The organism is Streptomyces sp. G7(2002) (genome assembly GCF_028870195.1).
Taxonomy (GTDB): Bacteria; Actinomycetota; Actinomycetes; order Streptomycetales; family Streptomycetaceae; genus Streptomyces; species Streptomyces nigrescens.
In genome coordinates this window covers 3,284,131-3,307,133 of the sequence record NZ_CP102609.1, presented here as the reverse complement: position 1 = coordinate 3,307,133, position 23,003 = coordinate 3,284,131, and the positions used below count along the sequence as shown (strand labels likewise).

18 protein-coding genes and 1 pseudogene are annotated in these 23,003 nt (G+C 73.4%); 12 read left to right on the top strand and 7 right to left on the bottom strand.

The features are described from left to right. Positions 1-2: 2 nt before the first annotated feature. Together NUT86_RS13650 and NUT86_RS13645 are read right to left on the bottom strand one after the other, a co-directional pair. Positions 3-1,172 (bottom strand): glycosyltransferase family 4 protein, encoded by a 1,170-nt coding sequence (locus NUT86_RS13650; RefSeq protein ID WP_274735432.1) that lies wholly within the window; start codon positions 1,170-1,172, stop codon positions 3-5. 278 nt (positions 1,173-1,450) lie between these two features. Then, a complete protein-coding gene (locus tag NUT86_RS13645) occupies positions 1,451-2,449 on the bottom strand; it encodes a DUF3068 domain-containing protein (protein WP_274735430.1) in 999 nt (332 codons plus the stop codon). A gap of 279 nt (positions 2,450-2,728) precedes the next feature. Here NUT86_RS13645 and NUT86_RS13640 point away from each other — a divergent pair, with 279 nt between their 5' ends. Both NUT86_RS13640 and NUT86_RS13635 read left to right on the top strand, forming a co-directional pair. Next, positions 2,729-2,875 (top strand): hypothetical protein, encoded by a 147-nt coding sequence (locus tag NUT86_RS13640; protein ID WP_018088079.1) that lies wholly within the window; start codon positions 2,729-2,731, stop codon positions 2,873-2,875. A gap of 44 nt (positions 2,876-2,919) precedes the next feature. Then, positions 2,920-4,152: a PucR family transcriptional regulator gene (locus tag NUT86_RS13635; RefSeq protein ID WP_109889524.1), complete on the top strand. Its 1,233-nt coding sequence runs from the start codon at positions 2,920-2,922 to the stop codon at positions 4,150-4,152. On the opposite strand, the gene NUT86_RS13630 is transcribed toward NUT86_RS13635, so the two are convergent. Next, positions 4,145-5,131, bottom strand: a complete 987-nt coding sequence (locus NUT86_RS13630) for a TetR/AcrR family transcriptional regulator C-terminal domain-containing protein (protein ID WP_109889521.1) — start codon at positions 5,129-5,131, stop codon at positions 4,145-4,147. The two genes, NUT86_RS13635 and NUT86_RS13630, sit on opposite strands and share 8 nt — an antisense overlap. Before the next feature lie 170 nt (positions 5,132-5,301). Between NUT86_RS13630 and NUT86_RS13625 the strand changes: the two genes are divergently transcribed. Then, the gene (locus tag NUT86_RS13625; RefSeq protein ID WP_274735424.1) at positions 5,302-6,924 is read left to right on the top strand and encodes an MFS transporter; all 1,623 of its coding nucleotides are present in this window, start codon (positions 5,302-5,304) and stop codon (positions 6,922-6,924) included. A 179-nt stretch (positions 6,925-7,103) separates the two neighbouring features. Here NUT86_RS13625 and NUT86_RS13620 read toward each other — a convergent pair whose 3' ends face one another. Next, the gene (locus NUT86_RS13620; RefSeq protein ID WP_274735422.1) at positions 7,104-7,535 is read right to left on the bottom strand and encodes a MarR family winged helix-turn-helix transcriptional regulator; all 432 of its coding nucleotides are present in this window, start codon (positions 7,533-7,535) and stop codon (positions 7,104-7,106) included. 88 nt (positions 7,536-7,623) lie between these two features. Between NUT86_RS13620 and NUT86_RS13615 the strand changes: the two genes are divergently transcribed. The 7 genes and pseudogenes from NUT86_RS13615 (at position 7,624) to NUT86_RS13585 (ending at position 15,655) form a co-directional block, all read left to right on the top strand. Continuing rightward, the gene (locus NUT86_RS13615) at positions 7,624-8,643 is read left to right on the top strand and encodes an NADP-dependent oxidoreductase (protein WP_018088074.1); all 1,020 of its coding nucleotides are present in this window, start codon (positions 7,624-7,626) and stop codon (positions 8,641-8,643) included. Positions 8,644-8,817: 174 nt separating this feature from the next. After that, entirely contained in the window at positions 8,818-9,246 is a 429-nt protein-coding gene (locus NUT86_RS13610) for an organic hydroperoxide resistance protein (protein ID WP_018088073.1), read from the top strand. Between the two features lie 222 nt (positions 9,247-9,468). Then, positions 9,469-9,594, top strand: a complete 126-nt coding sequence (locus NUT86_RS13605) for a hypothetical protein (protein WP_018088072.1) — start codon at positions 9,469-9,471, stop codon at positions 9,592-9,594. A gap of 415 nt (positions 9,595-10,009) precedes the next feature. Continuing rightward, on the top strand, positions 10,010-11,014 hold the full coding sequence (locus NUT86_RS13600) for a LacI family DNA-binding transcriptional regulator (protein ID WP_026169356.1): 1,005 nt from the start codon (positions 10,010-10,012) through the stop codon (positions 11,012-11,014). Between the two features lie 127 nt (positions 11,015-11,141). Continuing rightward, the gene (locus NUT86_RS13595) at positions 11,142-12,734 is read left to right on the top strand and encodes a sugar ABC transporter ATP-binding protein (RefSeq protein WP_148588487.1); all 1,593 of its coding nucleotides are present in this window, start codon (positions 11,142-11,144) and stop codon (positions 12,732-12,734) included. Continuing rightward, positions 12,724-14,663, top strand: a pseudogene (locus tag NUT86_RS13590) (ABC transporter permease/substrate-binding protein). Before NUT86_RS13595 ends, NUT86_RS13590 begins: the two are co-directional and overlap by 11 nt. A gap of 68 nt (positions 14,664-14,731) precedes the next feature. Continuing rightward, complete coding sequence (locus NUT86_RS13585) at positions 14,732-15,655, top strand: ribokinase (RefSeq protein WP_274735416.1); 924 nt, start codon at positions 14,732-14,734, stop codon at positions 15,653-15,655. Positions 15,656-15,736: 81 nt separating this feature from the next. Here the strand turns inward: NUT86_RS13585 and NUT86_RS13580 are convergent, their stop codons facing one another. Beyond that, complete coding sequence (locus NUT86_RS13580) at positions 15,737-17,131, bottom strand: nitrilase-related carbon-nitrogen hydrolase (RefSeq protein ID WP_274735414.1); 1,395 nt, start codon at positions 17,129-17,131, stop codon at positions 15,737-15,739. A 69-nt stretch (positions 17,132-17,200) separates the two neighbouring features. Then, positions 17,201-18,493 carry a pyroglutamyl peptidase gene (locus NUT86_RS13575; RefSeq protein WP_274735412.1) on the bottom strand — a complete coding sequence of 431 codons (1,293 nt, stop codon included), beginning with the start codon at positions 18,491-18,493 and terminating at the stop codon, positions 17,201-17,203. Positions 18,494-18,691: 198 nt separating this feature from the next. Here NUT86_RS13575 and NUT86_RS13570 point away from each other — a divergent pair, with 198 nt between their 5' ends. Continuing rightward, complete coding sequence (locus NUT86_RS13570) at positions 18,692-19,540, top strand: LppU/SCO3897 family protein (RefSeq protein ID WP_159488364.1); 849 nt, start codon at positions 18,692-18,694, stop codon at positions 19,538-19,540. A 46-nt stretch (positions 19,541-19,586) separates the two neighbouring features. On the opposite strand, the gene NUT86_RS13565 is transcribed toward NUT86_RS13570, so the two are convergent. Beyond that, positions 19,587-20,294: a TetR/AcrR family transcriptional regulator gene (locus NUT86_RS13565; RefSeq protein WP_266446626.1), complete on the bottom strand. Its 708-nt coding sequence runs from the start codon at positions 20,292-20,294 to the stop codon at positions 19,587-19,589. A gap of 140 nt (positions 20,295-20,434) precedes the next feature. On the opposite strand from NUT86_RS13565, the gene NUT86_RS13560 reads away from it, so the two are divergent. After that, positions 20,435-22,957 carry a beta-glucosidase family protein gene (locus NUT86_RS13560; RefSeq protein ID WP_274735408.1) on the top strand — a complete coding sequence of 841 codons (2,523 nt, stop codon included), beginning with the start codon at positions 20,435-20,437 and terminating at the stop codon, positions 22,955-22,957. The last annotated feature ends 46 nt before the right edge of the window (positions 22,958-23,003 follow it).

Genomic DNA, 23,003 nt, shown 5'->3' with positions numbered 1-23,003 from the left:
CTTCACCGCCCGGAGAGCGGGTCGAGGACGGCCTCGGCGGCGACCGCCCGGAAGCTCTGGACCGTATGGCTCCACCGGAAGCGGGCGGCACGCCGTTCGGCGGCGCTGCCCAGGGCGTCGCGGCGCCGGGCGCTGAGGGAGAGGGTGCACCAGTGCGCGGCGAACGCGCTCTCGCCGCGGGCCAGCAGCCCCGTGGTGCCGTCCTCGACGGAGTCCCGCAGGCCCGGGATGTCGAAGCCGACGGCGGGGGTGCGGCGTGCGGCGGCCTCCATCACCACCAGCCCCCAGCCCTCGACGAGCGAGGGGTGCAGCAACAGCCAGGCGGAACACAGCAGTTGATGCTTGCGCTCTTCGGAGACATGGCCGGTGAAGGTGACACCGGGCCCGGCCGCCGCGGCCAGCCGTGCGCGCTCCGGGCCGTCGCCGACGATCACCAGCCGGCCGCCGGTCACCGGCCGGACCCGCTCCCACAGCCGCAGCAGCAGATCGATGCGCTTGTACTCGACGAGCCGCCCCATGGCCAGGAACAGCGGTTCCGGCGCCTTGGGGGCCAGCGGTCCGGGCTCCGCCACGCCGTTGTACACCAGCCGGATGCGGTCCGGGTCGACACCGAGGCCGTGCAGTGCGGACGCGGTCGAGCCGGAGACCGCCACCATCAGATCGCGGCGGTGCGCCCCGGCCAGCGCCCAGTGCTCCAGACGGCGGCCGAGCCGGGCGGCGGGCCCCGGACAGCGCAGCCGCCACAGGTCCGTATGGACATGGTTGACCAGGCACAGTGTCGGACCGCGATGCCACAGCGGCGCCAGGTACGGCATGCCGTTGCAGACCTCGACCAGCAGGTCGCAGTCGCCGACCCGGCGCGCCAACTGGCGGGGCACCCGCAGGAAATGACCGGCGTCGCCGCCCGCGGACACCACCCGGTAGCCGCGGGCGGGGACACCTCCCTGCGGCCCGCCGCACAGCAGGGTGACCTCGTGGCCGTGGGCGGCGAGGCCATCGGCGATCCGGTCCACCAGCAGCTCGGAGCCGCCGGCGGCGGGGTTGCCCAGATCGCGGCGGGCGAGGAAGACGATCCGGCGGGGGAACGGCGGCCCCGCGCCGGGTGGCCCGGAGGCCGAGGGGGCGGGGGCGGGCGCCGCGAGGGGCGGGGACGGGCGCAGGTGCTGGGGCATGTGCGATCCAACTCGTCTCAGGGTGCGGTACCGGCGGTGGGGGACGTACTGCGTACTGAGTCGTGCGGGCCGTGCTGCATCATGCGGTGCCGCGGTCCTGCCGTGCGGCGGGGCGGAGCGGTGCTCGCGGCACTGTGCTGCGGTGAAGCGGACGTGCGCCGACCGAGGACCGGCCGGCTGCGTGTGGGGTGGACAGTTTTCGCCCGCGCCGTTCGCCGCGGCTACTCACCGGGGTGACAAAATCCGCCCCGATTTGGTCTGACGGTTCATCACTTCGCTCAGGACCGGCCGGCCGCCCGCCGCCCGCGCACCACCCACACCGCCCCGGCCGGCGCGAGCAGCCCGCCCGCCGCCGCGGCCGTGACCGGCAGCGTCCGGCCGACCAGCGCCAGCTTGTCGCTGTCCGCCCTCGCCAGCCGCACCTGCGCCCGCTGCGTCGCGGGCGTGAACTGCAACCGCTCGCCGCGCAGCAGTGTGACCGCGGTACGCCGGGCGCCGGGTGCCCGCAGCGTCTTGAGCGGCGAGAGCACGGCCTGCATGATCCGGCCGGTGCGCGGCTCGACGACCAGCTCGATACCGGAGTTGGCGTACCACTCCTCGGCCTGGATCTGGCCCTGGCCCGGCCGTCCGACGAGCCGGCCGGGGACCTGCCGGCTGCCGGTCCTGGTGGGCGGCACGGTCCCGGTGAAGCGGTAGCCCGGGTAGCCCTGGACCCGCTGCGTACCGGCGAAGCGGAGCGGGACGGCGGCGCCCAGGGTGTTGTCCCACCAGCGATAGCCCGTCTTCTGCACATCGAAGGGGAACTTGAGGTAGGCATCGCCGTCGAAACGGGTCGGGGCCTCCTCGCAGCAGTGCACCGGTGCGTTGCTGCGCCGGTCGGTGACCCAGCGCTCGGTGGTCCACTGGAATGCCCTGCGCGGGTCCTTCAGGGGCAGCGTCTGCGGGGTGTCGACCGTCGTGGAGACGTCCCACACGGCCCGGCCGCTCTTCTCGCTCGCCGCGACATCGCCCAGTACGTGCCGGGTGATGGTGATCCGCCGGCGGTCCCTGGTCTTCAGGGCCGCGGTGTCGAAGTAGCTGCCGTTGCCGGTGAAGACGGTGGTGACATCGACGTCGACCGGCGTGACCTTGGCCCGTGGCGTGACGTACCAGGCCAGCAGGGGTGCCAGGACCAGCAGAAAGACGCCGAGACCGAGGACGGCCAGCGACAGGGGCGAGGCGGTGCGGGCGGCGGGGGCCGCGGTGGGGGAGGGGGCGGGCTTGCCGGATACGGGCATACGGGCACTCCTGGAAGCGGTGGGGGAATCACGCTCTGGTGCACGTGCGGCGCCGCGGGGCGCCATGGGCCGGGAACGTAAGCGAACTCTTGACAGGGCGTCAATGCCCTTCCACACTCGGCAGGCACCACGACTCCAGTGGTGCCGCGCTGTGGGACGCGGCACCGGGCCGGCCGCCCAGGACCTGTCGTCAGGACCTGGAATCCGCGCCGTGTGCCGCGCCAACCTCGACGGAGACCGCCCGACGGGCTCCGGCATCGACGAAGGGCTCGCCGCGCCATGCACCGAACGCTCGCCGCCGCACTGACCGCGCTGACCGCCGCCCTCCTCGCCGTCGGCGTCGCGCTCGGCATCGTCGCCGCCCTGGACGCCACCCCCGAGCAGCCGAATGTGCCACTGGTGACCTTCGACCGGAGCGGTGAGTAGCGGGCGGGCCCGGGGAGGCGGGGCGTGCTGAGGAGGTCCGGGTCATGGTGACAGCCGTCCGCTCGGCCTGGCGGGAGGTCCCGCCCTACCAGGTACGGCAGTTCGCCGCCCTGGCACTGGAGGAGGTGCCGGCCCTGGCCCAGGACATCCTCCGGGAGATCCGCCGTGCATACCCTCAACTCCAGCTGGTTCCCGATGAGTTCGGGGAGCCCCGGGCGCTGGTGGGAATCCGCCAGTCGCTGGAGCACTTCGTCGCGCATCTGACCGCCGGCCCGGACCGGCCGCATGTCCACCCCCGGGTCTTCCAGGAGTTCGGCCGCGGCGAGGGCATCCAGGGCCGCAGCCTGGACGTCCTGCAGGCCGTCTACCGGCTCGGCGTCCGGCTGGCCTGGCGGCGGCTCGCCGAGATCGGCCAGCAGGTCGCGATCCCGGCGCCCGCGATGTACGAGCTCGCCGAGTCCGGCTACGAGTATCTGGACGGGCTGGTCGCCGAATCCGTACGCGGCTACGCCGAGGCCGCCGCCCGCCAGGCCGGTGAGCGGCTGCGGCTGCAACGGCGCCTGATGGAGCAGCTGTTCACGGGACCCGGCGGGCGGCGGCGCGGCGCGGGAGCGGCGGACGGGGTGCCGCCGGCCCTCGCCGAGCGCGCCGCCCGGATCGGCTGGCCGCTGCCCGAGCGGGTCGCGGTCGCGGTCCTGCTGCGGCCGGCCCGGGAGGCGGTCGCGCCCGCCGTCGCCCCGGACGTCCTGCTGGACATGGAGAGCGAACGGCCGCGGATGGTGGTGCCCGAGCCGGACGCCCCCGGGCGGCGCGAGCTGCTGGCCCGTGCGGCGGCCGGCTGGTCGGGCGCGATCGGGCCCGCCGTACCGCTGCTGGACGCCGCGAAATCGCTGCGCTGGGCCGGGGCCGCGGTCGATCTGACGGAGCGCGGACTGCTGCCGGCCGGCGAGCTGCTGCAGTGCACCGAGCACACCGAGGCGTTGGTCCTGCTGCCGCCGGAGGAGCTGATCGAGGACCTCACCCGCCGCCGCCTCGCCCCGCTGGACAGCTGCGGCCCGGCCCATGGCCGGCGGCTCGCGGAGACCCTGCTCGCCTGGCTGGAGACCCGCGGCGGCGCCCCCGAGGTGGCCGCCCGGCTCGGCGTCCATCCGCAGACCGTGCGCTACCGGCTGCGCCAGATAAGGGAGTTATGGGGCGCGGAGATCGACGACCCGGACCGCCGCTTCGAACTGGAGCTGGTGTTACGGGCCCGGCGGCTGCGCGGGGAGCTCAGCTGACCCCGCCGGAGTCCGCCGCCCGGCGCTCCACCAGCGCCGCCATCCCGTCCAGCAGCCGGGCCAGCCCGAACTCGAACAGCGACGTCAGCGTCACCACGTCCTCGTCGTGCCCCGCGATCCCCCCGTACATCGGATAGGAGCCCGAGGTGAGGATGCCCTCGAAAACCGGCTCCATGGACGCCATCCACTGGTTCTGGTCCATCCCGGTCTCCTGCTCGGCCTCCAGATCGTCCTCGAAGCCGGCGGCGGTGGCACGCACATAGTTCAGCAGCGTGACGGCCATATGGATCAGCGTCACCGGGTCCAGGCCCGTCACCCGCGCCATGGTCCACTCGATGAGCGCCATCGCCCGCGGCATCGGCTGCGGCCGGGTGATCGACAGATAGTGCGCCAGCCACGGATGCCGCTGGTAGAGCTCCCATTGCAGCCGAGCGCCCGCCTCCATCCGTGCGCGCCAGCCGTCCGGCGCCGGGTCGGGAAGCTCGATGTCGCGGAACGCGGCGTCCGCCATCAGCACCACCAGCTCGTCCTTGTTGGCCACATGGCGGTAGAGCGCCATCGAGGACACCCCGAACTCGGCGGCGACCCGGCGCATCGACAGCGCCCGCAGCCCCTCGGCGTCGGCAATCTTGAGACCGGCCCGTACGACGCTCTCGCGGCTCAGCCCGCTGTCCGTCTCGCGCGGCCGTCGCTCCCGCGGGAGTCCGGAGTGCGCGGCCCGCTGCGGTTGGGGCTGCGACTGCGACTGCGACTGTGGCTGCGGCTCGGCGACCACCGTGCCGACGCCCGGTACGGCGCGGACCAGGCCCTCCTGCCTCAGCGTGGTGAGCACCTTGGTGGCGGTCGCCATCGCCACCCCCCACTCCTGGGTGATCCGCCGGGTCGACGGCACCCGGTCGCCCGGCGTGAGTTCACCGGTGCCGATGCGGCGCCGGATCTCGTCGACGATCCGGCGGTAGGGCGGCGCTGACTGCTCCACGGGGTGACCTCCGTACTAGTGCACCAGGGGAATTTCGCTGGCCGTGAGGGTAGCAATGCCTGGCCTCACCAGGCATTGCACTAGCCAGGTGCACTAGTGTGATGCACCTCTAACTCCCTTGTCAGTCCTGCTGTTTGCACCGTAAGCCCACCCTGCTTACCGTGTCACCCATGTCGTTTACCCCGTACACAACCCCGCCACCGGCCGGCCGTCGGGAGTGGACCGCCCTGGCCGTCCTCCTGCTGCCCTGCCTTCTCGTCTCCATGGACGTCTCGGTGCTCTACTTCGCGGTGCCGTTCCTGACCGCGGAACTGGAGCCCAGCAGCGTCCAGCAACTGTGGATCCTGGACGTCTACGGCTTCGTCCTGGCGGGCCTGCTGATCACCATGGGCGCGCTGGGCGACCGCATCGGCCGCCGCAAGCTGCTGCTGTCCGGCGCCCTCCTCTTCGGCCTAGCCTCCGGGGTCGCCGCCTATGCGCAGAGCGCGGAAATGCTCATCGCCGCCCGGGCGTTGCTCGGCATCGGCGGCGCCACCCTGATGCCGTCCACGCTCGCGCTGATCCGCAACCTCTTCCACGACGCCAAGCAGCGCGGCAAGGCCGTCGCGATCTGGTCGTCGGCGATGATGGGCGGCATCGCGGTCGGCCCGGTGCTCAGCGGGGTGCTGCTGGAGCACTTCTGGTGGGGCTCGGTGTTCCTGATCAACGCCCCGGCGATGGTGCTGCTGCTGGTCTGCGGGCCGCTGCTGCTGCCGGAGTTCAAGAACCCGGCGGCCGGGCGCTTCGATCTGCCCGGCTCGCTGCTGTCGCTGCTCGCGATGCTGCCGATGGTCTACGGGATCAAGGAGATCGCCCGCGACGGCCTGGCGCCGCTGCCCCTCCTCGCCCTCGCCGCCGGTCTGCTGGCCGCCGCGGCCTTCGTGTACCGCCAGCGCACCGCCCGGCATCCGATGCTCGACCTGGAGCTGTTCCGTCACCGCGGGTTCAGTGTCTCGGTGCTGATGAACCTGCTGGCGATGTTCGCGGTGGTCGGCTGCGCGGTCTTCTTCACCCAGTACCTGCAGACCGTACGGGGGATGAGCCCCATGGAGGCGGCGCTGTGGAATCTGCTGCCGACCCTCGCGGTGGGCGGGATGGCACCGGCGGCCGCCGGACTCGCCCAGCGGATGGACCGGGCCTATGTCATCGCCCTGGGATTCGTCATCGCGGCCGGCGGCTTCGTCTGGCTGTCCTGGCTGGAACCGGGCTCGGCCCTGTGGTTCGTCCTGGTGGCCTCCTCGGCCTACGCCTCGGGCCTGGTGATGGTGATGTCACTCGGCAACGAACTGGCCATCGGCCTCGCCCCGCCCGAGCGCGCCGGTTCCGCCTCGGCGCTGCTGGAGTCCGGCACCGAACTGGGCGGCGCGCTGGGCATGGCCATCCTGGGCAGCATCGGGAGCGCGGTCTACCGCGCGGACATGGCCGACGCCCTGCCCGCCGGCCTCCCCGCGGGCGCGGCCGACGCGGCCAGGGAAACGCTGGCCGGCGCCGCCGCGGTGGCCGCCGAACTCCCGGGCCGGGCGGGCGAGGCACTGCTGACCGCGGCCCGGTCCGCCTTCACCGACGGCCTCCAGACGGCCGTCCTGGGCGCCGCGGGCGTGATGGCCTGCGCAGCGGTACTGGCCCTGACGCTGCTGCGGGGGCTGCGGACACCGGGGGCTGAGGGGGAGCCGGACGCCGCCGGGGCGGCCGGTGCACCGCCGTCGGCCGCCGAACCGGCGGGGGTGAAGGCGGCTGGTACGGCGGCGTCTTAGGGGGGCGGGCTGGTGCGGCGGTGTCCTGGGGGGTGACGGGCTGGTGCGGCGGCGCCCCAGGGGACGGGCCGGTGCGACGGCGACCTAGGAAACGCCCGCCGCTGCCACCACCTGCCGGGCGGCTGCCGACGCGCCCTGCGACGCGCCCGCTGACGCGCCCGGCGACGAGCCCGCCCGGCTCACTCGGGGGCGACGCCCAGCATCCGCTGCAGCAGCTCCTTCAGCAGCGTCCGCTCGGCCACCGTCAGCCGGCCGAGGGGTTCGCGCGCGAAGTTCAGGGACGTCCGCAGCGCCGCGGCCGTGTGTGCGCCCTCCTCGGTCGGGGCGGCGAGCTTGACGCGGCGGTCGGCCGGATCGGGGCGGCGCTCGACCAGGCCGCGGGATTCCAGGCGGTCCACGATGCCGGTGATGTTCGACGGCTCGCACTTCAGGCGCTGGGCGACCTTCCGCATGGGCAGCGGCTCCAGTGAGAGCAGGCTGAGCACCCTGGCCTGCGCGCCGGTGAGGGAGTGCTCGGCCGCGGCCTGCTCGTACTCCTCGTAGTAGCGGGCGACGACGGTGCCGATGAGGTCGACGACCTCGACGGTCAGGGAGTCTGCGCGGGGGGTCATGCACACGAGGATACCCATTTACTTGACAACATGAAATATCGAGGAGCATGGTTGTTTCAGCACCTGAAGCATTAGGAGGATCGCGCTTATGTCCGCACTGCCCACGACCAGCCGCGAATGGCACCTCGTCGCCCGCCCCCACGGCTGGCCCACCCCGGAGGACTTCGCGCTGCGCGAGGCCGCGGTGCCCGAGGTCGGCGAGGGCCAGATCCTCGTCCGTACGCAGCACTTCTCCGTCGACCCGTACATGCGCGGCCGGATGAACGATGTGAAGTCCTACGTCCCGCCCTTCCAGCTCGACCAGCCGATGGAGGGCGGCGCGGTCGGCGAGGTCATCGCCTCGCGCGCCGACTCCATCGCCGTCGGTGACCATGTCCTGCACGGCCTCGGCTGGCGTGAGTACGCGGTCCTGGACGCCAAGCGCGCCGCCAAGGTGGACCCGTCGCTGGCTCCGCTCACCGCCTACCTCGGTGTGCTGGGCATGCCCGGCCTGACCGCTTACGCGGGCCTGCTGGAGGTGGCGTCCTTCAAGGAGGGCGACGCCGTCTTCGTGTCCGGCGCGGCCGGTGCGGTGGGCAGCGAGGTCGGCCAGATCGCCAAGCTCAAGGGCGCCTCCCGGGTCATCGGCTCCGCCGGTTCCGACGAGAAGGTCAAGCTCCTGGTAGAGGAGTACGGCTTCGACGCCGCCTTCAACTACAAGAACGGCGACGTCAACAAGCAGCTCAAGGAGGCCGCCCCCGACGGTATCGACGTCTACTTCGACAACGTCGGCGGCGACCACCTCGAAGCGGCCATCAGTTCCCTCAACGTCCATGGCCGTGCCGCCATTTGCGGCATGATCTCGATGTACAACGCCACGGAGCCGAGCCCCGCGCCCCGCAACCTCGCGATGGTGATCGGCAAGCGCCTGCGCCTCCAGGGCCTGCTGGTCAGCGACCACTCCGCCCTGCAGCCGCAGTTCGTCGAGGAGGTCTCCGCCTGGATCCGCTCCGGCGAACTCAAGTACAGCGAGACCAAGATCTCCGGCATCGAAAACGGCGTCGAGGCCTTCCTGGGCCTGCTGCGCGGCGAGAACACCGGAAAGATGATCGTGAGCCTGGAGGGCTGACAGCAGTCCCGAACGGCAACCGGGTTGGGGGAGGGGTGGGGTGGGGGGGGGGAAGCCGGAGGACCGTGTACCTCCCCCCACCCCACCCCACCCCCTTGCCCCTCCCGTTAGGCTCGGCGGCACGCCGTCGTGATCCGTGGGCGCGAGTCGCGGCGAACCACAGGAGGATTCGGTATGTCCATCCAGACCGTCGACGTCGTCTACACCGCCGTCGCCACCGCTGAGAACGGCCGTGACGGCCGCGTCGCCAGCGACGACGGCAAGCTCGATGTGGTCGTCAACCCGCCCAAGGAGCAGGGCGGCAGCGGCGCCGGCACCAACCCCGAGCAGCTCTTCGCGGCCGGTTACAGCGCCTGCTTCCAGGGCGCGCTCAGCGTCGTCGCCCGCCGGGAGAACGCCGATGTCTCCGGCTCCCGGGTGACCGCCAAGGTCGGCATCGGCAAGACCCCGGACGGGGGCTTCGGCCTCACGGTCGAGATCGCCGTCTCGATCCCGCAGGTCGACGCGGCCACCGCCCAGGACCTCGTGGAGAAGGCGCACCAGGTGTGCCCGTACTCCCACGCCACCCGCGGCAACATCGAGGTCAAGCTGACCGTCGTCTGACACGCGGCGTCACCGGCGCCACGGGCCTTTCCGAAGGGGCCGCATCCCGCGACGGGGTGCGGCCCCTGCGCTGTCCGCGGCGCGGTGCTGCCGGCCCTGTGTACGGACTCAACTCGCGCTATTCTGGCGGGGCTTCACCGCGTTCCTCCCCACAGCTCCGTCGGCGGCCGGCCGGCGGGGGCCCTGGTCTCCGGGGCCTGTCCGGAGGAGCGAGGAGGAGCAATGGACGATCAGGACACGGAGCAGGAGAGCGACCGATGGGCGCCGTCTGACAGATGGCAGGTCGTCATCGGGGTGCTCGGTCTGCTGGTGGCGATCGTCGCTTGTGTGGGGCAGTTCGCCCGGTAAGCGCCGGGACCGGCCCCGCTGGGTCCGGACACGGCCGGTGCCCGTCTTCGCGGCGGGACGGTCAACGGGGGAGTGCCCGGGCTCGCCACGCACCGCGCGCCGCATCTTTCGCTCCGCGCCTCTGCGCCTCCCTGCCTCCGTGTCCTTTGCGCGGCACCCCTCATGCCGCACCCTTCGCTCCGCGCCCGAAGCCCTCGCGCCCCGCACCCCACCCTCCGCGCCCCACCCCATGTGACGCAGACAACATTCCCCCCGTCTTGACGCACCCCCCGTGTAATCGATTTCGTAGCCCCCACGCATTCCCCACGGAATCGATTACACGGCGATCACGCCAAGCGAAGCAGCCCCGCACGGGAGGCGACGCACGGTCAGACGGAACAGCAAGCGGAACAGCAAACGGAACGGCAACGGCGCCATGGCGAACATCAAAGATGTGGCAGAGCGGGCAGGGGTGTCCGTCGCCACGGTCTCCCGGGTCCTCAACGGCCACAGTCCGGTGGCCGAGACCCGTGAGCGGGTGCTCGCCGCCGTGCGGGAGCTGGGCTACCGCCCCAACAACGTCGCCCGCGCGCTGCGCACCGCACGGACCGGCGCGCTCGGCCTGATCATCAGCGATCTCACCAACCCCTTCTTCACCGAGCTGGCCGACGCCGTCGAGGACGAGGCCCGCAGCCTCGGCTACAGCCTGGTCATCGGCAATGCCGGCGAGCGCCCCGACCAGCAGGACGACTACATCCGCACCCTGCTCGACCGCCGGATCGACGGTCTGCTGGTCAGCTCGGCGGGCACCGGTTCGGCGATGCTCAGCGAGGTGGTGGCCTCCGGCACCCCGCTGGTGCTGCTGGACCGCACCGTGCCCGGCGTCGACGCCCCCTGCGTGCGCGCCGACGGCCGCACCGCGCTCACCGAGCTCGCCGCCCATCTCGCCGCCCTCGGCCGCCGCCGCCCCGCGATCATCGTCGCCCCGGCCGGCACCCCCACCGGCGACGAGCGCCTCCGCCTCTTCCGTACGGCGCTGGGCGGATACGGCCTCACCCTGCCCGACGAGCGGGTCGGCGCCACCCCCGATCTCCAGCACACCGGCGGCCGGCAGGTGATGAGCGACTTCCTCGACCTCGCCGAGCCGCCGGACGCGGTGCTGGCCACCGACAACCTGATGGCGCTGGGCGCGATGGACGAACTCCGCGCCCGCGGGCTGCGGGTCCCCGACGATGTGGCGCTGGTGGTCTACGACGACGTGCCGTGGTTCGCCCACACCGATCCGCCGCTGACCGCCATCGCCCAGCCCACCCGGGAACTGGGCCGGGCCGCCGTCCACACCCTGCTGGCGCGGATCGAGGACCGGCCCGCCGGCTCGGTGCTGCTGCCGGCCCGGCTGGTCCCCCGCCGCTCCTGCGGCGAGCTGCCCACCACCCCCTGAACAGGCCCGCCCGGCGCCCGGAGGCATTTCGGCCCCGGCTCCCCCGGCCGGGCGGGCCACTCGAGTCGGCCTTCACGGGCCACCCGAAGTCACCACACAAGCCACCCGAGGAAGAGAGGGGCAGCGCATGACCGGCGTCAACGACGACGAACCGGGCGGCCGCGAACTGCTGCGCGTGGAGGGGGTGACGAAGTCGTTCCCGGGCGTCCGCGCGCTCGACGGCGTGGACCTGACCCTGCGCACCGGCGAGGTGCACGTCCTCCTCGGCGAGAACGGTGCGGGCAAGAGCACCCTCATCAAGATGCTCTCCGGCGCCCACCGCCCCGACGAGGGCCGGCTCCTCGTGGACGGCGCCGAGGCCACCATCCGCTCGGCGCAGGACGCCGAACGGCTCGGTATCGCCACCATCTACCAGGAGTTCAACCTCGTCCCCGGGCTGACCGTCGCCGAGAACATCTTCCTGGGCCGGCAGCCGCGCACCAAGCTCGGTCTGGTCGACAGGAAGGCGATGCGGGCCCGGGCCGCCGAGCTGCTGCGGCGCGTACGGCTCGATGTGTCCCCGAACACCCCGGTCGCCGAACTGGGCATCGCCCGCCTCCAGATGGTCGAGATCGCCAAGGCGCTCAGCCTGGACGCCCGGGTCCTGATCATGGACGAGCCGACCGCGGTGCTGACCTCCGAGGAGGTCGAGACCCTCTTCGAGATCGTCCGCGAACTGCGCGACACCGGCGTCGGCATCATCTTCATCACCCACCACCTGGAGGAGATCGGCGCCCTCGGCGACCGGGTCACCGTCCTGCGGGACGGCCGCTCCGTCGCACAGGTGCCGGCCTCGACGGACGAGGACGAGCTGATCCGCCTCATGGTGGGCCGGGACATCGCCGAGCAGTACCCGCGCCGGCGCCCCGATGAGCCGGGCGCGCCTCTGCTGCGCGTCCGCGGGCTGAGCCGCAACGGCACCGCGGCCGGGCCGGTCTTCGAGGGCATCGACTTCGAGGTGCGGGCCGGTGAGGTCGTGGGCCTCGCCGGACTGGTCGGCGCGGGCCGCACCGAGGTCGTCCGGGCGATCTTCGGCGTCGACCGCTATGACGCCGGCACGGTCGAGATCGACGGCAAGGAGCTGGCCCGCGGCGACGTCCGGGCCGCGATGCGCGCCGGGCTCGGCCTCGTACCGGAGGACCGCAAGGGCCAGGGCCTGGTGCTGGACGCCTCCCTCCAGGACAACCTCACCCTCGCCCGGCTCGACCGCGACACCCGCGGCGGGCTGGTGGACCGGGGCGCGCAGCGGCGCGAAGCGGCCACCGTCGCCGCGCAGTTGAAGGTCCGGATGAGCGGTCTGGGCCAGAGCGCCCGCACCCTCTCCGGCGGCAACCAGCAGAAGATCGTCATCGGCAAGTGGCTGCTGACGGACACCAGGCTGCTGATCCTCGACGAGCCGACGCGCGGTATCGACGTCGGCGCCAAGGTCGAGATCTACCAGCTGATCAACGAGCTGACGGCGTCCGGCCGCGCGGTCCTGATGATCTCCAGCGATCTGCCCGAGGTACTCGGGATGAGCGACCGGGTGCTGGTGATGTCGCAGGGCCGGCTGGCCGGTGAGCTGCCGGCCGAAGAGGCCACCCAGGACGCCGTGATGGAGCTGGCGCTCCAGTCCCCCGGCGGCACCCCCGAGAACACGAAGCACGACGAGAGCGCGATGGAGGGCTCCGATGTCCACTGAGCTGAAGAAGGGAGCCGCCGCCGAGGCGGTGGGACGGGCCCCGGACCGGGACGGCGCGGGAGCGTGGTTCTCCCGGGCGGTCCTCAGAAACGGGCCGCTCGGCGGGCTGATCGCCCTGGTCGTGGTGATGGCGGTGCTGTCCAGGGACTTCCTCAACGGGCAGAACCTCCTCAACGTCGGCGTCCAGGCGTCGGTCACCGCGATCCTCGCCTTCGGCGTCACCTTCGTGATCGTCTCGGCCGGTATCGATCTGTCGGTCGGCTCGGTCGCCGCGCTCTCCGCCACCGTCGTGGCCTGGGCGGCCACCGGTGACGGCCTGCCCGTCTGGATGGCGGTGCTGCTCGGCCTGGCCGTCGGCGCGGGGGCCGGTCTGGTCTCCGGCGCGCTGGTCGCCTACGGCAAACTGCCCGCCTTCATCGCCACGCTGGCGATGCTCTCGGTCGGCCGCGGCCTGGCCCTGGTGATCTCCGGCGGCGCCCCGATCCCCTTCCCCGGCTCGGTCAGCGCGCTCGGCGACACCCTCGGCGGCTGGCTGCCGGTCCCCGTCCTCGTCATGATCGCGATGGGGCTGATCGCCGCGCTGGTGCTGGCCCGTACGTACGCCGGCCGGGCGATGTTCGCGATCGGCGGCAACGAGGAGGCGGCCCGGCTCTCCGGTATCAACGTCAAGCGCCGCAAGCTCGCGATCTACGCACTGTCCGGTCTGTTCGCCGCGGTCGCCGGCATCGTGCTCGCCGCCCGGCTCACCTCCGCCCAGCCGCAGGCCGCCACCGGCTACGAGCTGGACGCCATCGCCGCCGTCGTCATCGGCGGGGCCAGCCTCTCCGGCGGCTCCGGCAAGGCCTCCGGCACCCTCATCGGCGCGCTGATCCTCGCGGTCCTGCGCAACGGTCTCAACCTGCTGAGCGTCTCCGCCTTCTGGCAGCAGGTCGCCACCGGACTGGTCATCGCGCTGGCGGTGCTCCTGGACACGCTGCGCCGCCGGAGCTCGCGATGAGCGCCCGGCGGACCACCCGGATCAAGGCGTCGCTGGCGGCCGGGCTGGCCGCGACCCTCTCCCTGGGCCTGGCCGGCTGCGACCGCGGCGGCAACACCGACCTGGGGCTCGCGCTGTCCACGATGAACAACCCGTTCTTCGTCGGCATCAAGGAAGGCGCCCAGGCCGAGGCGGACGCCCGCGGACTGCACCTCAACATCACCGACGCGCAGAACGACCCCACCCAGCAGATCAATCAGATGGAGACGTTCACCAGCCAGAACGTCAAGGCGGCCATCATCAACCCGGTCGACTCGGACGCCGCGGTCCCGGCCGTCGGCGTCGCCAACCGGGCGAAGGTGCCGGTCATCTCCATCGACCGGGGCGTCAACGGCGGCACGGTCGGCTCGACCATCGCCTCCGACAATGCCGCGGGCGGCCGGCTCGCCGCGAAGACCCTGGCCGAATCGCTCGGCGGCAAGGGCAAGGTGGCCTTCCTGGAGGGCCAGCCCGGTACCTCCGCCGCCCGCGAGCGCGGCAAGGGCTTCGAAGAGGGCATCAAGAAGTACCCCGGCATCCAGGTCGTCGCCCGGCAGCCCGCGGACTTCGACCGCGCCAAGGGCATGGACGTGATGACCAACATGCTCCAGGCGCACCGCGACATCGGCGGGGTGTTCGCCGCCAACGACGAGATGGCGCTGGGCGCGTCCAAGGCGCTGGGCGGCCGTTCCGGCAAGAACGTCAAGGTGGTGGCGTTCGACGGCACCCCGGACGGGGTCAAGGCGGTCCGCGGCGGCACCCTGACCGCCACGGTTGCCCAGCAGCCCGAACTCCTCGGCAAGCAGGCCGTGGACTGGGCGATGAAGGCCTCCCGCGGTGAGAAGCTGCCGAAGTCGGTCAGGGTGCCGGTGGTGCTGGTGACCGCCGAGAACGCCGCGAAATTCGATGGCTGAGAGCGCGGCCCGGCACGTCCGGCGGGCCGCCGGGCAAAGACAGGTGAGAAGAAGTGGGAGAGCGGTGCATGTATGACGTCCTGGTGGTCGGCTCGGCCAACGCGGATCTGACGGTACGGGTCGACCGGCGCCCCGGCGCGGGCGAGACCGTGCTCGGCACGGACCTGGTCGAATCGGCCGGCGGAAAGGGCGCCAACCAGGCGGCCGCCGCGGCCCGGATCGGCGGGCGCACCGCGCTGCTGGCGCGGGTCGGCGGTGACGCGTACGGCGAGCTGCTGCTCGGCGCCCAGCGCGCGGCGGGCACCGATGTCACCCCGGTCATCGTGGACGGGACGGCCCGCACCGGCACCGCGATGATCATCGTCGACCCGGACGGCGACAACAGCATCGTGGTCTCGCCCGGCGCCAACGCCGCGCTCACCCCGCAGGACGTGGCCGCCGCGAAGGACACCATCGCCGCCTCCGCCGTGGTCTCCCTCCAGCTGGAGATCCCCATGGCGTCCGTACGTGCCGCCGCCTCGGCCGCCGAGCAGGCCGGTACCCGCGTCGTCCTCAACCCCTCCCCGGCCCCCACGGCGGATCTGGCCCCCGAACTCCTCTCGGTGGCCGACCCGTTGGTGGTCAACGAGCACGAGGCGCGGCAGCTCTCCGGGCTGACCAACGGCACCCCCGCCCAGTGGGCGCAGGCACTGTGCGACCGGGGCGCCCGCTCCGTCGTGGTCACCCTCGGCGGCGACGGCGCGCTGGTCCTGGACGCCGACGGAGCCGAGAACGTCCCGGGTGTCCGCGTCAAGGCCGTGGACACCACCGGCGCCGGTGACGCCTTCACCGGCGCCCTCGCCACCCGCCTGGCCCGCGGTGACGCACTGCCCGAGGCGGCGCGCTTCGCCGTACGGGTCGGCGCCGCAGCCGTCACCAAGCCGGGCGCCCAGCCGTCCTACCCGACCCGGGCGGAGCTGGAGGTGCTGGCGCCGGAGCAGCCGCAGGGCTGAGGCCGGACCGGCGCCGTCCGGCCGGACCGGCGCCGCCACCGCGGCCTGCGCGTCCGGCCGGGCCGCGCGCGGCAGCCGGCATCACTGCCCGTCCCGCTCCTTCGGCCCGTACAGCGCGTGCTCCGCACCGGTCGCCAGCGCCCAGTAGCGGTCGCCGTAGGACCAGTGCCACCACTCCGTCGGGTAGTTGACCAGACCGGCAGCGGTCAGCGCGGCGTTCAGCACCCGGCGGTGGGCGCGGGCGGCGGGCGTCAGATCCGGCGCGGCCGTGTAGCAGGCACCGTCGCTCTCCTCCGGGGAGGCATTGATCGGTGTCCCCATGTCGACCTCGTCCCCCTCGGCGGTGACGAGGGTGAGGTCCACCGCCCCGCCGGCGCTGTGCGGGGCGATCTCGGGCGGCGACACATAGCGGCTGGCGGCCCGGTGGAGGCGGGCGGCGTCCCAGTCGGGGTGGGCGGCGCGCAGTTCGTCCGCGTACTCCTCGAAGTAGCGGCGCTGCAGCCCCGGCGGCCGGTAGCCCTCGACGAACTGCAGCCGCAGCCCGTCCGGCAGTGACTCCTGCGCCGCCAGCAGCCGTTGGAGCACGCCCTCCCGCAGAAAGGCGAAGTTGCCCAGCGCGTCGTGCCGGTTCTCGGCCACCCGCAGTGCGGGCGCCGCGGTCCGTACGTCCACCAGCGGCTCACCGCACTCCTCGACGGGGATCGCGGCCACCGCCGGGTCCGCCATCAGCGTGATCCGGTCGCGGACATCGGTGAGCACCAGCTCCGCACCGTCCCCCGGCCCCGTCCCGGTCCACTCGGCGGCCGCCGCCACCCGCTCTCCGGACGGCAGCCAGGCGCCGCTGAGGCCGCACCCGGCAGGGGCGTTCCCGGTACCCAGGCCATTGGCGAGCAGCACATGCAGCCCGTGGTCCCGCGCCTGCTGCGCATACCGCGCCACGCGCTCCGCCGCGCCATGGAAGGAGCTGGCGAGATACACCCGGCAGCCGTCCGCCGCGGCCCGCGCCGGCACCTCGGGGAAGCTGTTGTCGAAGCAGGTGGCGAGCGCGAACCGGATGCCGCCCAGGGTGAAGCGGCCCTCGGTGGTGCCCGGCGCGAAGAGCGCCTTCTCGTCCCCGAACAGGTGGATCTTGTCGTAGCGGGTGACCAGGGCGCCGTCCGGGCCGATGACGAAGGACGAGATGGCCGGGCGGGGCCCGTCACCGCAGGCGCGGCCCGCCGCGTTCACGACCGCCGCGACCCCGGTCGCCCGGCATGCGTCCCGTACGGGTGCCAGCCGGGCGTCGTCCTCGGTGACTGTCATGCCCAGGGGATCGGCGGCTATCAGGTCCAGGTCGTAGTGCGTCAGCGCGAGTTCGGGGAAGACCACCAGCCCCGCGCCGCGCCCGGCGGCCTCGGTGACGAGCCCGGCCATCCGGGCGGCGTTGGCCTCGATGTCGCCCGGTACCGGGAGGAATTGTGCGGCAGCAATGATCATTCGCCCATGATGCCGCGCGGCACGGGCGGGCCGGCGGGCTTTCCTCCGCCGGTATCCGCCCACGGGCCGCTACCGGCGGGCCGCCGTCCGCGCGGCCGCCTCCGACGCCGCCACCGTCACGACCGCCCGCACCTGCCTGGTGATCGCGATCCGGTTCCGTACGAAGTCAGGGTCGGTGACCTGCCCGTTCGCCGGGTCCGTGTTGCCGGGGCCGAACTCCAGCACCGGAGTGTGCAGATGCCCGCCCGGGATCGCGGGCCGCACCGCGTCCCGCAGCAGCGTCGCCCGGTAGGCGATCTCGTTGGACAGATAGTCCCCGCCGCCCCCGGCACGGGCCGTGGAGCCCGGGGTCGGGCCGTCCGGCCGGTCGACCGGTGCGCCGCCGCCCGCCGGGATCTCGGTGACGGCGGTGTGGTCGACCACCGGATACGGTCCGGTGCCGGCCGCCACGATCCGCGCGTACGGCAGGCTGGTGGTCGTCCACTGCGGCTGTGGCCGCACGGTCGGCACCCCCGCGGGAATCGGTACGACGTCCGTACGGGACTCCCGGGCATTGTCCGGATATCCGCCCCGCCAGGCCCCGTTGGTCCGCTCGACATCGAACCGTCCGGGCCGCCCCTGGCTGACCGTCGTGAACAGATCGGCCTGCCGCGGCCCGCTCCGGAAGTGCGGCAGCAGGGTGCGCTCCACCGTGCCGGCCGCGAAGTCGGCCCACCGTACGGGGAAGACCGCGGTCTCGATGCGGGCCTGCTTCCCGGAGGCGGTACGCACCGTCGTCCCGTCCAGCGCGAGCGCCGCCGCGCCCGAAGGGTTGCTCCGCCGGGCATCGGCGTCCAGCTGGAACGGGTCGAAGCCGGTCACCACGATCCGCAGGACCTCCTTCCCGGCGGGCAGCGCGATCGAGTCCTGCCCGCGCGAACCCCGCTCCAGCGACCCGAGCAGGGCATCGCGCCGGGCCTCGGTCAGCCCGAACTCCGGCCGCCACTGCCGTAGTTCCTTCGTCATCCCGAGCCGCGCCCAGTACAGCGGCCGGTCGTCGTCCCGGCTCAGATCGCCCCCGTCGGACCCGCGGCCCTGCGCCCGGTCCACGGCCCGCCGCCACAGCGCCCGCCCCTCGTCCGCGACATAGCGCTGGGCCTGCGGATAGCTCGTCACCCGCGCCAGCCCGCGCGCGAACTCCCGCTCCCACGCGTCGAATCCACTGCGCCGCAGGATCTCCTGCGGCGCCGCCTGCGTCAGCCGCCCCTCCTCCACGGTGGTGTCCGCCGCGGGCGCCGCGGTGGCCGGAGCCGTCAGGGACAGCGGGACAACGGCGATCAGCGCGACACCGAGCGCGACCGTCCTGGTACGTATGCGTCTCATGGGGCGAGTAAAGCGGTGTGCGCGTGGGGGCGGTAGAGGTGCCGCCCTCACCGCTGTCCTGTTCCGGCCCCTCGGTCCGGTTCCTTGGTCCGGCCCTCGACCCGGCCCGTGGGCGCCGGGTGACCGCGGATAGGGTGCCTGATCCGGCCCGGTCCGCCGCCGCGTCCGGCGCTTTCCACGAGACTCAGGGGGATCTCCGTGGCCAACCCGCCACCACCGCACGGCCCGTACCCGTATGCCCCACCGTACGGGCAACAGCCCCCGGGGCCCTCCCCGCAGCGGCCCGCGGGCACCTCCCCGCAGCCGCCCGTCGGCCCGTACGACCCGCAGCCGGGACAGCCGGCCCCGCACCCGTACGACCGGCAGCCGCACCCGCATCCATACCCGCACCCATTCCCGCACCCGCAGCCGTACGCCGCCGACCCGGGCTGCCAGTTCTGCGGCGCCCGGCCCGCCGTGCAGGCCACCGTGCGCGGGCACCAGGGCCTCCTCGTCCTGATGCGGTTCCTCAGCCGCCGCGGAATGTTCTGCCGTTCCTGCGGACTGGCCACCTACCGGGAGATGTCCGCGAAGACGCTGTGGCAGGGCTGGTGGAGCCCGCTGTCCGTGGCCGTCACCCCGATCACCCTGCTGATGAACCTCGGTCCCCGTGGCCGCTTCCGCAAACTGGCCGCCCCCGCAGGCGGTTTCGGGCCCTCGCTCGACCCGGGCAGGTCACTGCTGCGCCGGCCGGTGGCGCTGCTGTTCCTGGTGCCGATGGCCCTGGTGGTCCTGGCGGTTCCCACCTTGTTCGTGCTCGGCGCGTTCGTCGAAGGGGCCGGCATCGGGAAGGCGCCCACCCTCGCCGTCGGGGACTGCGTACGCAACGAGGGCGACTGGCAGGACCAGGACCTGGAGATCGTGGACTGCGGTGCGGCCGACGCGGAGTACAAGGTGACCCGCAGGCTCAACACCTCACAGGACGCGTGCGTCGGCGGTGAGATGCTCGCCGACGCCGAGTACAGCCCGGACAGGATGACGATTTCCTGCCTCGCCCCCGCCCGGTAGCGGCACGGGGGACCACCGGGTCTACGGGGGGCCGGGGGACAGGCGGTCAGCCCTCGCCGGGCCCCTCGCCGACTATGTCGCCCGGCCCGTCGCCGGGTACTTCGCCGGACCCGTCGGCCCGCCCCTCCCCGCACCCGAGCAGCGTCAGGAAGTCCCGGAAGGCCGCCGGCATCTCCACGTCCTCCGGGTCCAGCAGCCACTGCAGCTGCAGCCCGTCCATCACGGCGACCATCAGGGGCGCCGCCTGCTCCGGGGTCAGCCCGCAGGGCAGGGTGTCACCGCATTCCGCCCGCAGCACCTCGGCCATCGCGGCGCGTACGGCACGGAAGCGGGACTCGAAGAAGGCGCGGGCGGGGTGGTCCTCGGTGACGCTGTCGGCGGACAGCACCGTGTAGGTCTGGACGAGGCCGGGGCGGGTGGCGTTGTAGTCGACGAGCTGGGCGAGGGTGTCGGTGTGCCGGGCGCCGGCCGCCGCGGCGGCCGAGGCCAGGTCCCAGCGGTCGCGCGTCTCCAGCACCCCCACCAGCAGCAGCTCCTTGGTGGGGAAGTGGTGCAGCAGGCCCTGCTGGGTCAGTCCGGCGCGTTCGGCGACGGCGGCGAGCGAGGTACGGCGGTAGCCGCGCTCGGCGATCAGCTCCATGGCGGCCTCCAGGATGGCCGCGCGCCGCTCCGCGCGCTGGGTCTCGCGCCCGCCGCCGGTCCGCCGCGCGCCCGGCCCGCCGCCGCGGGCTCCGTCCTGGTCTCGTGCAGTCACCGGCCGAGCGTAACCCTCCCGTGGAGATCCCGTACGACTGATGTAACGGAAAAGTAACGGCGCCTACCGATTGACAGGTGGGACGGTAAGAATCCGGACAGGGGGTCCGCACGTCCATTCAGGGAACACCGGAGAGCCGCATGACCGACCACCATCCTCACGGCCCCGCCGCTGACGCCGCCCACCATCATGCCGGTAGCCGCGCGCACGAGCACACCGCGGCCGTCGAGCGGGCACTCGCCGCGCTCGACCTCGACACCAAGGTCCGGCTGCTGTCCGGCCAGGACATGTGGACCCTGCCGGCCGTGCCCGCGATCGGGCTGCGGTCACTGGTGATGTCGGACGGTCCGGTCGGGGTGCGGGGCCAGGAGTGGAACGCCGGGGACCCCTCGGTCGCGCTGCCCAGCCCCACGGCGCTGGCCGCCACCTGGGACCCCGAGCTGGCCCGCCGGGCCGGTCACCTCCTCGCCCAGGAGGCCCGCCGCAAGGGCGTACATGTCCTGCTGGCGCCGACCGTCAATCTGCACCGCTCACCGCTGGGCGGCCGCCACTTCGAGTGCTATGCGGAAGACCCGCTGCTCACCGGCGTGATCGGCGCCGGATATGTCCGCGGGGTGCAGGAGGGCGGCGTGGGGGCGACCGTCAAGCACTTCGTGGGCAACGACGCCGAGACCGACCGGCTCACCGTCGACAACCGCATCGCCCCCCGCCCGCTGCGCGAGCTCTATCTCGCGCCCTTCGAGCACATCGTCGAAAACGCCCGCCCCTGGGCGGTGATGACCGCCTACAACCAGGTCAACGGCTCGACGATGACCGAACACCGGGCTCTCGTCCAGGACGTCCTCCGCGGCGAATGGGGCTTCGACGGCTGCAACGTCTCCGACTGGACGGCCGCCCGCAACACCGTGCGCGCACTGCGCGGCGGCCTGGACGTGGCGATGCCGGGGCCCCGTACGGTCTACGGCGCGCCGCTCGCCGAGGTCGTCCGTACGGGTGAGGTCACCGAGGCGGAGGTGGACGCCGCGGTGCGCCGGGTGCTGCTGCTCGCCGCCCGCACGGGGTGTCTGGACGGGGTGCCGGCCGCGGTCGGCCCGGCCGAGCTCCCGCGGGGGACCGACGGCCGGGCGGTGGCCCGTGAGGTCGCCCGGCGGGCCTGTGTCCTGCTGCGCAACGAGCCGGTGGGCGCGCGGCGGGCACTGCCGCTGGATGCCGCCACGGTCCGCAGGGTCGCCGTCATCGGGACGGCCGCACGCGAGGCACGGGTGCTCGGCGGCGGGTCCGCGACCGTCTTTCCCGACGCGGTCGTCTCCCCGCTGGAGGGGCTGCGCGCCGCACTCCCCGATGACGTCGAGGTCACCTACGCGGCCGGCGCCGATCCGCGCTCGCGCGTCGCGCACGCCCGTGAGGGCTTCACCCTGCGCGCCCGCTACCTGGCCGCGGACGGCCGGCTGCTCGCCGAGACCGCGCAATCCGACGGCAAGGTGCAGATGATGGGCCGCTTCCCCGAGGGCGTCACCCGGCAGAACCTGGGCGCCGTCGAACTGACCGGCAGCTTCACCCCGCAGGACACCGGCCACCACACCCTCGCCGTCTCCGGCACCGGTGAGCTGCGGCTGACCGTCGGAGGCGCGGCGCTCTTCGACGGCCGGTGCGCGCCGGCGGGCGGCGACCCCTTCGAGGCGTTCCTGAACCCCACCGAACGGCGGGTGACGGCGCAGCTGACGGCGGGCGAGCGCGTCGAGGTCACCCTGCGGTTCGTGCCGGACGGTACGGACCGTGGCGAGGGGCCGGCCGCGCTGACGTTCGCCCTCGGCCACCGGGCGCCGCAGGCCGATGCGGACGCGGAGCTCGCCGAGGCGGCCCGCGCCGCGGCCGCCGCCGATGTGGCCATCGTCGTCGTCGCCACCACCGAAGAGACCGAGTCCGAGGGCTTCGACCGCGGTGATCTGCGGCTGCCCGGCCGCCAGGACGAGCTGGTCCGCCGGGTCGCCGCCGCCAACCCGCACACCGTGGTGGTCGTCAACTCCGGCTCCCCGGTGGAGCTTCCGTGGCGCGAGCAGGTCCCCGCCGTGCTGCTGAGCTGGTTCCCCGGCCAGGAGGCGGGGGCGGCGCTGGCGGACGTCCTGCTCGGCGCCCATGAGCCGGGCGGCCGGCTGCCCACCACCTGGCCGGCCCGCCTCGACGACGCCCCGGTCACCACCGTCACCCCGGACGACGGCCAACTCGACTACGCCGAGGGCGTGTTCATCGGGTACCGCGCCTGGCAGCGGTCCGCTGCCGCGCCCGCCTACCCCTTCGGACACGGCCTCGGCTACACCGACTGGGAGTACGAGTCGCTGGACACCACCCCGGACTCGGTGCGGGTGCGGATCCGCAACGCCGGTGACCGGCCCGGCCGCGAGGTCGTCCAGATCTATCTGGCGCCCACCGCGGACGCCGCTCCCGATGCTCCGGAGCGCCCGGCGCGCTGGCTGGCCGGTTTCGCCGTCGTCGAGGCCGGTCCCGGTGAGAGCGCCGAGGCCGAGATCCCGCTGCCGGACCGCGCGTTCGCGGTCTGGGACGCGGAGGACGGCGGCTGGCACCGGGTCAAGGGCGTCTATCTCGTCGAGGCGGCGCACAGCGTCGACGACCGCAGGCTGACGGCGGAGGTCACCGTCGGCTGACGGGGCCGGAGGCGGGGGCGCTCCTCCCCAGGGACGCCCCCGCCGG